This window comes from Leeuwenhoekiella palythoae (assembly GCF_900130045.1).
Classification (GTDB): Bacteria; Bacteroidota; Bacteroidia; order Flavobacteriales; family Flavobacteriaceae; genus Leeuwenhoekiella; species Leeuwenhoekiella palythoae.
This window is the reverse complement of record NZ_FQXT01000003.1, coordinates 386,240-401,387: the sequence shown is the minus strand read 5'-3', so window position 1 is coordinate 401,387 and position 15,148 is coordinate 386,240. Positions and strand designations below refer to the sequence as shown.

The window sequence follows — 15,148 nt, the reverse complement described above, 5'->3', positions numbered from 1 at the left end:
GTTATGATTTTACTACGGCTATAAGTATAATACTTACAACAGCGATTGCAATCCCGATCCAGTTTTTTGTTGAAAGTTTTTCCTTAAAAAATAAAATGCCAATCAAGGTCGCGACCATAACAATGCCCACATTGTTTAGCGTGAAAACCGTACTGCTTTCTAAGGTAGGATGGCGCAACGCCTGAACCAAAAAGTAGATAGAATAGTAATTGGGAATTCCTAAAGCAATGCCTCCAATTATATTTTTAAAGGCTAGATGTTGTTTTTTTTGGATAATCTGGTAAAATAATACGGCAATTCCTAATACAAACGCGGTAAGAAAAATCATTGCAGAAAATAAGGGTACGTCCTGTTCTGCCACAAAGCTGTCTTCGAGAAATTTTATGCTGGTATCAATGATTCCGCTGCCTAGAAATACCAAAATAGGTAAGAGCAGACCATTATTTTTCACTTTTGAAATTTCGCTTGAATTTTTCAACGAAACCAAATACACCGCAATCAAAGCCAGCACGATTCCCAGAATTTTTAACGCGCCCGAACTTTCTTTATAATAAATCAATCCAAAAAGTATAGGGAGAACGACACTCATTTTGGTCGCGACAGAAACCACAGATAGACCATTGCGTTGCGTGGTGATCGCCATAAGATTAAAGATCACTATAAAAAGCACTCCAAGAAAAAGCGTTCCCGGAAACCAATCATACGATGGAATTATTGTTAAGTTCACCGACTTACCATACGCCATAAAACCACAAGTGGTTGCGATCAAATAGTTGACCACAATGGCTTGAAAAGTGTTGACTTTAAATGTATCATACAATTTAAAGACTAAAAAGATGATACTTGAAGATGCTATGCTGAGCAGAAGGTAGATCAAAACAGCTGCTTCTTAATTTTAAAAAGCTGGGTGATATCTTCTTTACCGGGTTCCAAGTGCCAAGTGTGAATTCCCATTGAGGATGCTGCAGCCGTATTTAAGATGGTGTCGTCTATAAAAAGTGTTTCTTGAGCAATCAATTGATCTTGTTGTAAAACAAAATCATAGATCTCGAGATCAGGTTTGCGCATATGTATTTGCTGCGAAAGATAAAAGCGCTCAAAACAGTTTTGAAATTGAGAATACCGCATCGCATCCATGTTTTTGATTACCTGCTCGATGTGCATATCATTAGTATTGCTTAATAGAAAAAGCCTATACTTTTTAGATTTAGCCAGCTGGATGATCCAGTCTAAGCGGTGTTGCGGAAAATCTAAAATGATGCTATTCCAAGCCTGTTTAAAAGAAAGCGCAGTAAGTGCAGGAAATTTTTTCAGATACTGTTCAGTAAGCGCTTCACTACTCATAAGCCCTTTCTCATAAGTGTTATGCCAATTTACCATTTCATCATCAATTTGGCGAATTCCCATTTTAGCGAGGGCTTGTTCAGGGGCTTTTTTGTCTAGGTTGATAAAGACATCTCCAAAATCAAAGACAAGGTTCTTAATCATTTGCGTGGGTATAATGGACCAGTAGGTCTCCGGTTAGTTTTTCGGTTTTTAGGGTCTTAGCTCTTTTAAGTTTCGGAGCGTGTATTCCACTAGTAAAACTTGTAGTTCCTTTAAACACGCGGGCTTCGTCCCAAGCTTCAGCATCAATAAACTGTTGTAAGGTAGCGCTTCCTCCTTCAATAATTACAGATTGTAAACCTTCTTTATAAAGAGAATCTAATATCTGCTGGATCGTATTTTTTGTAAAATCGATCGTTATGTATTTGAGATTATCGCTGTTAGACTGCTCCTTTTCAGTAAAAACAAGTGTCGGCACAGTGTGGTCAAAAATAGTGCTTTCGAGATCAATTTTGAGTTCGCGATCTAATACAATTCGTGTTGGAGAAGCACCACTCCAATCTCTGGTCGTAAGCGAAGGGTTGTCTGCTTCTACAGTTCTTCGGCCTACAAGAATGCTTTGTTCTTCTGCACGCCATTTGTGCACGAGTTGCTTGCTGTATTTATTAGTGATCCAAACCGGCGCTTGCGTAGAGCGGCTTTCGGCATCGGGAGCGATAAATCCGTCAAGGCTTTCGGCCCATTTAAGAATTATATATGGGCGTTTTTGTTGATGAAAGATAAAAAAGCGTTTGTTCAAATCTATACATTCCTGCTCCAGAACACCTACCAAAACTTCGCAGCCAGCGTCCATTAATTTTTTAATTCCGCGACCGGCAACTTCAATAAATGGGTCAACCGTGCCGATCACTACCTTTTTAATACCTTTTGCAATGATCATATCACTACACGGCGGCGTTTTCCCAAAATGACTACAAGGTTCGAGGCTTACATAAATGGTTGCTTTTTCAAGAAGAGAGGTGTCCTTCACGCTATTTACAGCGTTGACTTCGGCGTGGGGTTGTCCTGCTTGATGATGCCAGCCTTCACCAATTATTCGGTCATTATAAACGATCACACTCCCCACCATTGGATTTGGGTAGGTGTTCCCAAGGCCGTTTTTGGCCAGTTGCAGGCAGCGCGCCATGTATTTTTCATGTATCTTCACAGCCTCAAAAATACCATTTAAAAGTAAGAATATCTATGTTGCAAATTAGGGCAGTTGAAGCCGCTGATAATAAAGAGTTGGCGAGCCTTTTAAGATCAATTTTGATCGAAATGGGCGTGCCAAAAGTAGGTACCGCTTATGCAGATACCACTTTAGATTGTATGTACGAGACTTATGATGTAGATCAAGCGGAATATTTTGTTATTGAAGAGGATGGAACACTTTTAGGAGGTGCCGGTATTGCGCCTTTAGCCAATTATGAGGGACCGGTTTGCGAACTTCAAAAAATGTATATTTCTGCTTCGCTACGCGGAAAAGGAGTAGGGCAGCGCCTCATGAACACCTGTCTTGAATTTGCTAAAAACCAGGGCTTTGAGCAGGTTTATATTGAGACGATCCCATATATGGAAGCGGCACAAAAACTCTATAAGAAATCAGGTTTTGAGTATATTGATGGGCCGATGGGCTGCACCGGTCATAGTGCGTGTCCCGTGCATATGCTAAAGACGTTTTAAATGGTTTTAAAGGAGTATCGCCAAAAGTTTTACAACGCCTTAGATGTGCTTTACCCGCAAGAAGAGTCTGAGACTTTTTTTAAAATTCTCTCTCAAGAATATCTCAAGTTGGCAGCATTTGAAATTCCTTTGAATTTTCAATTGGAGCTTACTGAAGCGCAGCAAATTCGTTTTGATCAGGCTTTAAACAGACTTAAAAAGTTTGAGCCGCTGCAATATATTGTAGGTACTACAGAATTCTACGGATTCCCATTTGTACTTTCTCCTGATGTGCTCATCCCCAGACCGGAAACTGAAGAACTTGTCGAGTGGATTTATACAGACTTTAAAGATAAAGAATGTAGGGTCTTAGATATTGGCACGGGGAGCGGCGCTATTGCGGTAAGCTTAGCTAGAATACTGCCTAAAGCTTCGATTACTGCGCTGGATGTTTCGGCAAAAGCTTTAAAGATTGCGGCTGAAAATGCCACGGCCAATGCTGTGAAAGTTCGGTTTATTGAACAAGATATTTTGGCTTGTGAGACGTTAGAGGAATCGTATGATGTGATCGTTTCTAATCCGCCTTATGTGCGTGATTTAGAAAAAGCAGAGATCAAGCCCAATGTAATAAATTATGAACCGCATTTGGCTTTATTCGTACCTGATGACAACGCTTTACTTTTTTATCGAAAAATTGCAGAATTAGCACTGAAAGCACTTCAGCCTAATGGAATTTTGTATTTTGAGATCAATCAATATTTAGGTGAGCAAACGGTATCACTTTTAAAAAACATAGGATTTTCAAAAGTAGAATTGCGCAGCGATTTTGCCGGAAATCCCAGAATGATAAAAGCACAACGCTAATGAATACTTTAAAATCAATTTGTGTTTTCTGCGGAAGCAGTGAAGGAAATGATCCTGCAATTCTAGAACAAGCTAAAGTTTTAGGAACCCAACTTGCAGCAAATAACATCACGCTTGTTTACGGTGGTTCTCAATTAGGAATTATGGGGGCTGTTGCCAAAGCTAGTCTGACTCAAGGAGGTAAGGGGATTGGGATTATTCCTGAATTTCTTAAGACAAAAGAAATTGTCTACACAGAGCTTGACGAAGTGATCACCACGCAAAATATGCACGAGCGCAAATTAAAAATGCAAGAAGTAAGCGATGGTTTTATAACGCTTCCGGGAGGTTTCGGTACGTTTGAAGAACTTTTTGAGATCATCACCTGGAGTCAATTGGGTTTGCATCATAAACCCATTGGTTTGCTGAATATCAATGGTTTTTATGACCACTTGATCGCGATGCTCGATGAGATGGTCAACCGGGGTTTTCTAAGTGCAAAGAATAGGCAGTTGCTCATCGTGGATGATGAGGTAGACGGACTTCTTGATAAAATGAAGCATTTTATACCAGACTTCACTTCAAAATTTCTTAAACCCGAAAACACATAGATTTTGATTCGGGTTTTTGGGATGGTTTTGTTATTAATGCTCACTTCGTGTCTTACGCGCGATGAGCGCATTAGCGAATTTCAGGAGAAATTGGGTTTAGAAAAGGCTCAGGTTTTGAATGACATGGTAGACCATTTTGAAAACCGTTTGCAAGTTTTATATCCGAAGCTCGAATTGAAGGATGCGTATCTTCAGTTGTTGGAGGATTTAGAACATCAAGCTTTGGATAATACCGAAATGCAATTTCAATGGCCCGAAGCACTTCTTTTGAAAGATATAAATTCAGGCTTGCAAGATGATTTTTATATGCAGAAGTTCAATTCGAAAACTTTAAACCAGGAAGGTGTATTTTTTAAAGCAATGCGTTCTCAAAGCTATTATGACGAACTCATCGCTGAATATTTTTGGGTTTTAGAACAAACGGGGAGAATAACTCCGTCGCAGTTTGCTTCCGGAATGCTTCGGTTTGATTTTGATCCCAATAATTTTTTTCACAAACGCATACTTGTTTTTCAGTTTTCGCCTTAATAAGCCTTTTAATCTTAAGCGCTAAAACCCGAACTTTACCAACTTTGACAAACTATTAGCTATGACCACTCAAGATAAAATTGAAGCTTTACGCGCAGAACTGCGACAGCATAATTATAATTATTACGTGCTAGATCAGCCGCAAATTGATGATTATACTTTTGATCAAAAATTAAAAGAGCTGCAAGAATTAGAGTCAAAGCATCCTGAGTATCACGATCCAAACTCTCCAACCTTGAGAGTAGGTGGGCAAGTGACTAAAAACTTTGCTACGGTCAAGCATCAATATAGAATGTATTCGCTAGACAATAGCTATTCTCAGGAAGATCTTGAAGATTGGGAGCAACGCATTAAAAAGTTGGTTGACGGAAAGGTAGAATACGTGTGCGAACTTAAATACGACGGTGCTTCTATAAGTTTAACTTATGAAAACGGAGCTCTTGTACGAGCGGTTACGCGAGGAGACGGTACCCAGGGAGACGATGTCACCAATAACGTAAAAACCATACGCAGTGTTCCATTAAAACTGAAAGGAGATTACCCTGATAAATTTGATATTCGTGGGGAGATCGTGTTGCCGTTGGCCGGTTTTGCTGCAATGAACGCAGAACGGGTAGAAGCCGGTGATGAGCCGTATAGCAATCCAAGAAATACAGCTTCGGGGAGTTTAAAACTTCAGGATAGTGCTGAGGTGGCTAAGCGTCCGCTAGAATGTTTGTTGTATAGTATCGTAGGTGAAAATCTCAATTTTGACTCACAGTTTGAAAGTCTTGAAAAGGCTCGAAGCTGGGGATTTAAAGTGCCTGATGTTGCTAAAAAAACCGCATCAACCTCAGAAACTTTTGAATTCTTAAATTATTGGGATGAGCATCGTCATGATTTGCCTTATGAGACTGACGGTGTGGTGATCAAAGTAAACAGTTTTAGACAACAGGAAGAATTAGGTTTTACTGCAAAAGCGCCGAGATGGGCGATGGCCTATAAATTTAAAACGGAACAAGCAGAAACCGTTCTTGAGAAAATAACTTATCAAGTGGGGCGTACGGGAGCAATTACTCCGGTAGCGAATTTAGTTCCGGTGCAATTGGCGGGGACTATCGTAAAACGTGCCTCGCTGCACAATGCAGATCAGATTGAAAAATTAGACGTGCGTGAGGGAGATAGTGTTTATGTTGAAAAAGGCGGAGAGATCATTCCTAAAATTGTTGGGGTTGATTTTGAAAAACGTGATCCTGATTCTGCACCCACAACCTATATTGATACCTGCCCTGAATGTGAAACGCCGCTAGTGCGTCAAGAAGGGGAAGCGCAGCACTATTGCCCGAATGATATGGGATGTCCACCGCAAATCATAGGTAGAATTCAGCATTTTATCTCGCGTAAAGCAATGGATATAGAAGGGCTTGGCGGGGAAACGGTTGCTTTGTTGGTAAATGAAGGTTTGATTAAAAATTATGCTGATTTATATACTTTAAAAAAAGAGCAAATCCTGCCTCTAGAGCGAATGGCTGAAAAATCTGCTGATAATCTGATTAAAGGTATCGAAGCTTCAAAACAAGTGCCTTTTGAGCGTGTGCTTTTTGGATTGGGAATACGCTATGTGGGAGAAACCGTTGCGCGAAAACTGGCAAAACAATTTAAAAACATAGATGCCCTTGCGGCTGCTACTGAAGAAACTTTAATCGCGGTTGATGAAATTGGCAATCGCATTGCGCAAAGTGTTGTCGCATTCTTTTCAGATGCGTATGCGCAGGAGTTAATTGGCAGATTAAAAGCGTATGGTTTGCAGTTGGAGCTTGATGCTGCGGTGTTAGAAAATCAAACGGAAAAGCTTAAAGGTCAAACTTTTGTGATCTCAGGTGTTTTTTCAAAAGTGTCGCGTACAGAACTAAAAAAAATGATTGAAGATAATGGAGGCAAGGCTTCAGGTAGTATTTCTTCAAAAACAAACTATTTAGTTGCCGGTGAAAATATGGGTCCTAGTAAATTGCAAAAAGCCGAGTCTTTAAATGTGCCTATTATCTCAGAGGATGACTTTTTAGAAATGTTAGAACAATAAATTAGGTGTGAATTTAAACTTTTTCGAGAGCGCAATTAAGCTAGCCTTGTACTTGTACTTTTATTTTAAAACTGTTTGAATTTTCAATTTTGTCGGTCATATTGAAACAAATACTTTGTGAGTAAGACAGATTCCTTAATTTTTAAATTAAAAAGCGATTGAATCCTAATCGGCTTCTAAATATTGTAAATGAAATACAAATACCTTCTGCTTGCATATCTCTTACTGGGGTTTTTAGAAGTTTTTTTACCTGATCACTTTTTCAATCTTGCGGTGTCTTTGCGACCGATTAATGTAGCTATAATCTACTGTTTTTATGTTGGCAATACGAAACAGCATAATTATTTGTTGCTTTTTTATTTAGTATGTGAACTGTTAAATGAAATTTTCTTCTTAATTGATTTTACAAAGTATTTTACGCTTGTGCTTAGTTGTTACAGTATCGCGACTTTTACGATGATCTATCATTTATGGCCGGTTTTAAAAAGTGCAGCAAATAAAGCTGATGCTGTAGATTGGTTGCGCCCCAGTTTAGGTTTGCTGGCTATATTTTATATGTTCTGGAAGTTGAGTCTGATGGTGTTTGATGAATTGCCCAATAATTCTATATTTTTTGTCGGGGTACTAGCTTTGGTCTGCTGGTCTGTCTTTTGTTTTCTGGTTCCGGTTAAAAACAAGCATCCAGACAATTTTGCTCTGTATTTTATGGGTGGAGCTATGGCAGTAATGGCGCCTTCAATGTTTATCTATGAATTTATCTGGACTTTTGAAGTGATTTTGTATTTCTCCTTGCTGTCTATGTTGCTTTTTAAAATTTTCTTAGTTTGGTATCTAATTCATTTTAAATATATTCTGCGTTCTCAAGAAGAGTATTTTTAGTGATAACACGCATTTAAAGTAGTATGGAATTACAACCTCTAAAATCGAATACTGTTCTTGTGAGTAGCGGTTTGGCTTGCGTGTTATTTATTCTGTTATCCAGCGTTACCTCAAAAGTTGGGTATTATATTCAGCCCTTATTTTATATAGGATTTTATCTGTATTATTTTTTGTCGTTACGACGTCATAATTACGTTTTTGCGATTTTTTTAATTAGCGCGTATATCGGGGAAGCTTTTTTGATCACAGATGTTCATCGCTATTTTATTGAGATTGTGAGCATGTTTATTATCGCTGCCGCAGCTTTGCTTTATACCTTTTGGCCCATTCTTAAATTAAAGCCTAGAAAAATTACTAAAGCCATGCTTGTAGAGCCGGGCATAGGAACCCTATTTTGTATTTACACTATCATTTATCTAATGACGATGTATTACGATTTGATACCGAATAAATTTCTATTCGTATCTGGTACAATTTTACTTTTGGTATTTACGATTGTATGTTTTTTAATTCCCTTGCGCAATAGACATCCCAGTAATATGTATTTGTATTTAATAGGAGGAGGCTTGTTAATCGAAGCGATTTTGGCTTTTGTTTTTACCTACAGTATTTCTATTCCCATAATAGCTATTGGAGCCAAAATAGCAATTTGTGTGCATAAGGCTTGTGTGACCTTATACTGCGTTAGTATAGATCACGTACGAACTGATATGAGCTACGACGAATATTAGACCGTGATCGTCTTTGAAGTTGTTTTTACGGTTCCTGAGGTGTCAAATTCAAAATCTATTCGACCTAGATTAATTCCAGCCCAACCCACTTGATTTACCAAAACATCTTCATCCTTAGCATTAGAAACAACCACTGGTTTGTCTAAAAAGGTATGAGTGTGTCCGCCAATAATCAAGTCGATCCCACTAGTTTTTTCAGCAAGTTTCAAGTCCGAAATTTTATCATAACGATATTCGTAGCCCAAATGTGAAAGGCAGATTACCAAATCACAAGCTTCTTCTTCTCTTAAAATTCGGCTCATATCCTGCGCAGCTTCAACCGGATCTAAATATTGGGTTTCTTTACTTAATGCTTTAGTGACTAAACCTTCAAGCTGAATACCAACTCCAAAAACACCTATTCTAATTCCGTCTTTAATAAAAACCTCATAAGGCTTGGTAAGCCCTTCCATCGCTGTATTGGTGAAATCATAATTGGCGCTAAGCATTTTAAAAGTTGCATTAGGCATTTGTGCTGCTAAGCCGCCAACGCCATTGTCAAAATCGTGATTACCTATCGTTGCCGCGTCATATTTTAAAAGGCTCATAAGTTTAAATTCTAACTCGCCACCATAAAAGTTGAAATACGGCGTACCTTGAAAAATGTCCCCGGCATCCAGAAGTAACGTATTCGGATTTTCTTTACGAATAGCTTCAATAAGAGTCAATCGTCGGGCTACTCCGCCTTGATTAGGAAAGGAAGCATCCTCGGGAGAAAAAGGGTCTATATGACTGTGCACATCGTTCGTGTGCAAAATGGTGATCTTTTTTGATTTTGCCGAAGCACCAAACAAGTCTAAACTTGGCATACCAGCAACTGCTGCGGTTGCAATCCCGGTTTGTTTTATAAATTTTCTTCTCTCCATAATTATTCCTTTGTAAATCTGTTGTCTCTAACCGGTGCGATAGTATCCTGAGTTTTAAAATAGTCTACTAAAATGCTGCGTATTTTATAATCCAGAACCTCCATACTCACAGGATCGCTGAAAAAAGTCATACCATCACCACCTTGTTGTAGATAATCATTGGTGGCTATAAAATAGGTCTGACCGTCTTTTACAGGTTCACCATTAATAGTTGCCTTGACTAAATTATTATCATCGTCAATACTGATTTGCATTCCGGCAATAGGATGCGCTTTACCAGATTTAAGGTACTCAAACATTTCGTTTACTTTATCGCTTGTAAGTTCTACGACCACAACGCTGTTTTCAAATGGCATCAAGTCAAAAGCGGTGCGCATCGTCACATCACCTGCATTCAGTGTAGAGCGAATTCCCCCGTGATTAAGCAAAACCGCATCGATGGTGTTGCCCGTACGTTTTTCAAAAACAGGATTGCTCAATTCTAAAACGGCATCAGCCATCATATTCCCCAGAGCGGTATTAAACGGTCCGTCGTTTTTAGATAAGCTTTGAGGCGCGTACGCTAGCACCGCACTCATTTCTGCATCAATGCGCGCTTTAAAAGGAGCGACATATTCTACAATAGCCGGATCACTTTTAATACTATCTGTTATAGGGATTTGCTTTCCGTCTATATGGGTTAAAGTCGCTTGAGAATCTTTGCAGCTAAACACGTGTAGCGCAAGGAAGAGGAGAATAAAATTTCTAAGCATTGAGGAATGAAATAAAAGATTTGCTTTGCGCTTTAATTAATTACATTTGCGCCAAAACAAATTTAGATGTTTTTAGACGGATTGAAGCACAATTTGGTTAAAACTAAGGTTAACAATTGGCTTGCTCAACCCACGACACATAAGGAAGTGGGGCATATAACTAATGTGGTGATTTTGGTTGAAGCGCGTTTTGTAAATGAAGGAAAAAACCTTCTGAAGCGCCTGGATAAGTTGACTCAATCTTCTGAAAATAAACTTGTTGTTTTTGCTGAAAAGCGTGCAGATCAGAGTGCTGAAGATTTACTCTATTTGAGTAAAAAGGACTTTAGTCTCTTTGGAAATTTAAAAAATGAAGCGGTAAAAAACTTAATCGAGCAACCTTTTGGTTTACTTATAAGTTATTACACTTCAGAAAATGTATTTTTGAATTTCGTTGCAACGCAATCAAAAGCAGCTTTTAAAGTAGGCATTGATCACAAAAACACAGCGATTAATGCGCTTACAATTCAAGTAGAACCTACTGATGTGGCTGCGTTTGAAACCGAATTAGTAAAGTATTTAAAATTATTAAAACGCATAGAATAGCATGCAGGAATTGAAAGGTACCGGTGTAGCACTAGCCACTCCATTTAAAAGTGATCTAAGTGTGGACTTTGACGGTCTGGCAAAACTGGTAGAATATAATATAAACGGAGGTATAGATTATCTTGTGGTTATGGGGACTACTGCTGAGAACGCAACCTTAACCGCAGAAGAGAAAGATGCAGTGATCGCAAAGGTTATTGAGGTGAATGCAGGGCGTCTTCCGTTAGTGCTTGGAGTAGGAGGGAACAATACTTCGGCCATCGTAGCAGAATTAAAGGCGAGAGACTTATCTGCTTTTAAAGCTATTCTTTCGGTTTCACCGTATTATAATAAACCTACTCAAGCCGGGATCTATGCGCATTATGAAGCCGTTGCCGCTGCTAGTGAAGTTCCTGTAATTCTTTATAATGTTCCGGGAAGAACAGGAAGCAATATGTTACCAGAAACCGTATTGAAACTTGCAAACCAAGTAGAGAACATCATAGGGATCAAAGAGGCTGCCGGTGATATGGCGCAAATGATGCGTATTATAAAAGATCGTCCTGAAGGATTCTTAGTGATTTCAGGCGATGATTTATTGGCGTTACCTACGGTGACAGCTGGTGGTGATGGCGTGATCTCCGTTTTAGCTCAAGGTATTCCTAATCTTTTTTCACTTATGATTAAAGAAGGCTTGCACGACAATTATACCGAAGCGTATAAAAAGCATTACACACTTATGCCTGCCACAGATTTAATATTTGCCGAAGGCAATCCTGCAGGAATTAAGGCGTTATTGGCTTTAAAAGGCATTTGTTCACCAGAGGTAAGACTGCCTTTAATGCAGGCCACCGAAACTTTACAGCAAAATATTGCAACATACTTGAGCGAGACTGGTCTTTAAGTTTTGTAATCCCTAGAAAAACCTTATTTTTGCCCGATGTTTTTAAGCTTAATGAAGAAAACAATTTTAGTCGTATTAGCAGTAATCACACTTGCATCTTGCAGTGAATATCAAGAAGCCCTGAAATCTGAGGATATGGGGCTTAAATATGCATTTGCAGATTCACTTTATGATGTAGGTAAATACCGTAAATCATTAAAACTGTGGGAGCAAATTGTGCCTGCATATCGCGGTAAGCCACAGGCAGAACGTGTGATGTACTTATATGCTGATGCTCATTTTCAAGTAGAAGATTATTATCTGGCCGGTTATCAATTTGACCGTTTTGTTTCGGCGTATCCTGATTCAGATAAGGCTGAAGAAGCGCAGTACAAAGCGGCTGTAAGTTATGCAGAGCTTTCGCCTAATTATCAGCTAGATCAATCTGAAACAGAAAAAGGACTTGACTATTTACAGCAGTTCATCACCGCATATCCAGATTCAGAATATGCTGCTGATGCTAACGAGCGTATCAAAGATTTAAGCGTAAAGCTTCAGAAAAAGTCTTATGAAGTAGCAAAAGGATGGCACAAGATTATGGAGTATCCTGCTGCAATTGCTTCATTTGATGACTTTTTATCAGATTATCCCGGTTCTCCTTTTCGCGAAGCTGCGTTTTTCTATAAATTAGATTCGCAGTATCAGTATGGTTCAAAAAGTATTAATGTACTTGTAAAGCCAAGATTAGAAGAAGCGATTGAAATGTATGAGACCTTAATACGTTATTTTCCTGAAGGAGAATATCGCACTGAGGCAGATGCTATAAAAGCAGATATTGACCAAATTTTAGAAAATTATTCCTAATTAATTAAAGCGAATATTATGGATGTTAAAAATCTAGATGCACCTGTAAATACTATCACTCACAACCGAAGTGAGATCGATGCTCCTACCGGAAACATCTATGAAGCGATTTCTATCATCGCTAAGCGTGCGACTCAGATCAATACAGAGATCAAAAGAGAGCTTTTAGAGAAATTAGACGAGTTTGCTACGTATAGCGACAGTCTAGAGGAGATCTTTGAAAATAAAGAACAAATTGAAGTTTCTAAATTCTATGAGCGTTTACCTAAGCCTCACGCTATGGCCGTTCAAGAATGGTTAGAAGATAAAATTTACTTCCGCGATACGACTACAAAAGAGTAGTTCATGTCAATATTAAGCGGTAAAAAGGTTTTACTTGGAGTAACCGCCGGGATAGCTGCTTATAAAGCGGCTTTTTTGGTTAGGGGCTTTATCAAAGCCGGCGCAGAAGTGCGTGTGGTTATGACGCCTGAGGCTAAGGAGTTTGTTACTCCATTAACCCTTTCTACCCTTTCAAAAAACGAAGTGCTTTCTACATTTACCCAAGAGGAAAATGAGAATGCCGTATGGAATAATCACGTAGAACTCGGCCTTTGGGCCGATTTCTTTGTTATTGCTCCAGCCACAGCAAATACGCTTTCTAAAATGGCTTCGGGTACTTCAGATAATTTATTATTGGCGACTTATCTTTCAGCAAAATGTCCGGTCTATTTTGCGCCGGCGATGGATCTGGATATGTACAAGCATCCCAGTACGCACAACTCCTTTGAGAAGCTGCAATCTTTTGGAAATATAATGATCCCGGCTACAAGCGGGGAGTTGGCAAGTGGTCTTGAAGGTCAAGGCAGAATGGCAGAACCTGAAGATATCGTGGCATTTATAGAGGCCGACATACTTAGCCGCCTTCCGCTAAAAGATAAAAAAGTGTTGATCACAGCCGGCCCCACATATGAGGCTATAGATCCTGTGCGTTTTATAGGGAATCATAGTAGTGGGAAAATGGGGTATGCACTCGCCGAAGCCGCAGCCAATTTGGGTGCTCAGGTTACCTTAATTTCGGGTCCTACGCATTTACAGCTTAAACACAATTTAATCAACCGAATCAACGTTACTTCAGCAGCAGAGATGTTTGAAGAAGTAAAGAAGCACTACAAAACCGTTGATATTGCTATTGCATCTGCTGCGGTTGCCGATTATAGGCCTGCTCTAGTGGCAGACCAAAAAATTAAAAAGAAAGAAGCTGCTTTAAAAATTGATCTGGAGCCTACAGCAGATATTCTCGCGTACATAGGCGCTGAAAAAAAGAAGCAGCTGTTAGTAGGTTTTGCTTTGGAGACGGAAAATGAAGTGGCTAATGCTCAGGGAAAATTGCAGCGTAAAAATCTGGATTTGATCGTGCTGAATTCCTTAAATGATAAAGGCGCAGGTTTTAAAACCGAAACAAATAAAGTAACTTTCATCACAAAGTATGGAGCAGTGCTTCCGCAGGAATTGAAACCTAAAGCAGAGGTCGCTCAAGATGTATTTGAACTCATACAACAATTACTTCATGATTAGATCACTCGTTGTATTTTGCGCTTGCCTTTTAGCTGTTGCCGTGCAAGGGCAGGAGCTTAATTGTTCGGTGGTTATTAATGCAGAACAAACGGGGCAAAGCAACCGTCAGGTTTTTAGAACATTAAAAACGGAGTTGACGGAGTTTATGAACAATACAACCTGGACTGATCTAAATGTCAAGCAACAGGAGAAAATAGATTGTAGCTTAGTCATTATCGTTTCAAATATTGATTCTGATTATTTTACAGCTTCACTTCAAGTGCAGTCTTCGAGACCCGTATTCAACAGCACGTATACGACTCCAATTTTAAATTTTAATGACAAGCAATTCAATTTTAGATATACCGAATTTCAGCCTTTGAATTACAATCCTAATGTGTTTGACTCTAATTTGATCTCGGTGTTGGCATTTTATGCGTATACTATTATTGGTCTTGATGCTGCTTCGTACCAACTCAACGGAGGTGAGCCTTATTTTCAAGAGGCGACTCGAATAGTAAACACTGCACAACAACAAGTTACCGAAGGCTGGTCACCACAAAGCGGGACGCAAACGCGCTTTAGATTAAATAACGATTTGCTTTCTCCTAACTTTAGAACGTTTTCTGATATTATGTATGCATACCATCGCAATGGTTTGGATTATATGGCAGACAATCCGCGTGAGGCAAAGCAGGGTATCGCAGCAACCTTAGAACTGTTTAATCAAATGTATGCCAGCCGTCCAAATAACTTTTTAACCCGGGTATTTTTTGATACGAAAGCAGAAGAGGTTTCAAAAATGTTTTCGAGCGGTCCTCAGGTTAATGTAAGCAATCTTATTTCTGTGCTCAACAAAGTGGCACCTACCAAATCTACGTTCTGGCAACAAATTAAATTGTAGGTAACACGCAACTATTCAGTATGGTAAGTTGGTTTTTTCTTGATGTGAAGAAATCATTATGA

18 protein-coding genes are annotated in these 15,148 nt (G+C 39.1%); 13 read left to right on the top strand and 5 right to left on the bottom strand.

All coding sequences use genetic code 11. The annotated features are described in order from the left end of the window. Nucleotide 1 precedes the first annotated feature (1 nt). Genes BUA96_RS09000 through ribD form a run of 3 tightly spaced genes read right to left on the bottom strand, consistent with a single transcriptional unit; the run spans nt 2 to nt 2,533 of the window. Nucleotides 2-877 (bottom strand): EamA family transporter, encoded by an 876-nt coding sequence (locus tag BUA96_RS09000; protein WP_072982395.1) that lies wholly within the window; start codon nt 875-877, stop codon nt 2-4. After that, complete coding sequence (locus tag BUA96_RS08995) at nt 874-1,488, bottom strand: HAD family hydrolase (protein WP_072982393.1); 615 nt, start codon at nt 1,486-1,488, stop codon at nt 874-876. The genes BUA96_RS09000 and BUA96_RS08995 overlap by 4 nt, the downstream gene beginning before the upstream one ends. Next, the gene (ribD, locus tag BUA96_RS08990; protein ID WP_233430628.1) at nt 1,481-2,533 is read right to left on the bottom strand and encodes a bifunctional diaminohydroxyphosphoribosylaminopyrimidine deaminase/5-amino-6-(5-phosphoribosylamino)uracil reductase RibD; all 1,053 of its coding nucleotides are present in this window, start codon (nt 2,531-2,533) and stop codon (nt 1,481-1,483) included. The genes BUA96_RS08995 and ribD overlap by 8 nt, the downstream gene beginning before the upstream one ends. Nucleotides 2,534-2,568: 35 nt before the next feature. Between ribD and BUA96_RS08985 the strand changes: the two genes are divergently transcribed. The 7 genes from BUA96_RS08985 (at nt 2,569) to BUA96_RS08955 (ending at nt 8,678) form a co-directional block, all read left to right on the top strand. After that, complete coding sequence (locus BUA96_RS08985; RefSeq protein WP_072982389.1) at nt 2,569-3,048, top strand: GNAT family N-acetyltransferase; 480 nt, start codon at nt 2,569-2,571, stop codon at nt 3,046-3,048. Continuing rightward, nucleotides 3,049-3,891: a peptide chain release factor N(5)-glutamine methyltransferase gene (gene prmC / locus BUA96_RS08980; protein ID WP_072982387.1), complete on the top strand. Its 843-nt coding sequence runs from the start codon at nt 3,049-3,051 to the stop codon at nt 3,889-3,891. It abuts the gene before it with no gap. Next, nucleotides 3,891-4,481 (top strand): LOG family protein, encoded by a 591-nt coding sequence (locus BUA96_RS08975; RefSeq protein WP_072982386.1) that lies wholly within the window; start codon nt 3,891-3,893, stop codon nt 4,479-4,481. The genes prmC and BUA96_RS08975 overlap by 1 nt, the downstream gene beginning before the upstream one ends. A gap of 3 nt (nt 4,482-4,484) precedes the next feature. Beyond that, nucleotides 4,485-5,009 carry a hypothetical protein gene (locus BUA96_RS08970; protein WP_072982384.1) on the top strand — a complete coding sequence of 175 codons (525 nt, stop codon included), beginning with the start codon at nt 4,485-4,487 and terminating at the stop codon, nt 5,007-5,009. A gap of 61 nt (nt 5,010-5,070) precedes the next feature. Further along, nucleotides 5,071-7,068: an NAD-dependent DNA ligase LigA gene (ligA, locus tag BUA96_RS08965; protein WP_072982383.1), complete on the top strand. Its 1,998-nt coding sequence runs from the start codon at nt 5,071-5,073 to the stop codon at nt 7,066-7,068. A gap of 423 nt (nt 7,069-7,491) precedes the next feature. Continuing rightward, entirely contained in the window at nt 7,492-7,947 is a 456-nt protein-coding gene (locus tag BUA96_RS17195) for a hypothetical protein (RefSeq protein ID WP_175546497.1), read from the top strand. 23 nt (nt 7,948-7,970) lie between these two features. Further along, nucleotides 7,971-8,678 carry a hypothetical protein gene (locus BUA96_RS08955; RefSeq protein WP_072982379.1) on the top strand — a complete coding sequence of 236 codons (708 nt, stop codon included), beginning with the start codon at nt 7,971-7,973 and terminating at the stop codon, nt 8,676-8,678. On the opposite strand, the gene BUA96_RS08950 is transcribed toward BUA96_RS08955, so the two are convergent. Then, nucleotides 8,675-9,583 (bottom strand): bifunctional metallophosphatase/5'-nucleotidase, encoded by a 909-nt coding sequence (locus BUA96_RS08950; protein WP_072982377.1) that lies wholly within the window; start codon nt 9,581-9,583, stop codon nt 8,675-8,677. The genes BUA96_RS08955 and BUA96_RS08950 overlap by 4 nt on opposite strands. 2 nt (nt 9,584-9,585) lie before the next feature. Continuing rightward, nucleotides 9,586-10,335, bottom strand: a complete 750-nt coding sequence (locus tag BUA96_RS08945) for a 5'-nucleotidase C-terminal domain-containing protein (protein ID WP_072982375.1) — start codon at nt 10,333-10,335, stop codon at nt 9,586-9,588. Between the two features lie 66 nt (nt 10,336-10,401). On the opposite strand from BUA96_RS08945, the gene BUA96_RS08940 reads away from it, so the two are divergent. From BUA96_RS08940 to porD, 6 genes are read left to right on the top strand one after another with little or no spacing between them, the layout of a single operon-like run. Then, nucleotides 10,402-10,920: a DUF6913 domain-containing protein gene (locus BUA96_RS08940; RefSeq protein ID WP_072982373.1), complete on the top strand. Its 519-nt coding sequence runs from the start codon at nt 10,402-10,404 to the stop codon at nt 10,918-10,920. 1 nt (nt 10,921) lies between these two features. Further along, nucleotides 10,922-11,803, top strand: a complete 882-nt coding sequence (gene dapA, locus BUA96_RS08935) for a 4-hydroxy-tetrahydrodipicolinate synthase (protein WP_072982372.1) — start codon at nt 10,922-10,924, stop codon at nt 11,801-11,803. A 51-nt stretch (nt 11,804-11,854) separates the two neighbouring features. After that, nucleotides 11,855-12,646, top strand: a complete 792-nt coding sequence (locus BUA96_RS08930; protein WP_072982867.1) for an outer membrane protein assembly factor BamD — start codon at nt 11,855-11,857, stop codon at nt 12,644-12,646. An 18-nt stretch (nt 12,647-12,664) separates the two neighbouring features. Beyond that, complete coding sequence (locus BUA96_RS08925) at nt 12,665-12,988, top strand: DNA-directed RNA polymerase subunit omega (protein ID WP_072982370.1); 324 nt, start codon at nt 12,665-12,667, stop codon at nt 12,986-12,988. Between the two features lie 3 nt (nt 12,989-12,991). Then, nucleotides 12,992-14,203, top strand: a complete 1,212-nt coding sequence (coaBC, locus tag BUA96_RS08920; RefSeq protein ID WP_072982369.1) for a bifunctional phosphopantothenoylcysteine decarboxylase/phosphopantothenate--cysteine ligase CoaBC — start codon at nt 12,992-12,994, stop codon at nt 14,201-14,203. Continuing rightward, nucleotides 14,196-15,086: a type IX secretion system protein PorD gene (gene porD / locus BUA96_RS08915; RefSeq protein ID WP_072982368.1), complete on the top strand. Its 891-nt coding sequence runs from the start codon at nt 14,196-14,198 to the stop codon at nt 15,084-15,086. Before coaBC ends, porD begins: the two co-directional genes overlap by 8 nt. Nucleotides 15,087-15,148 lie beyond the last annotated feature (62 nt).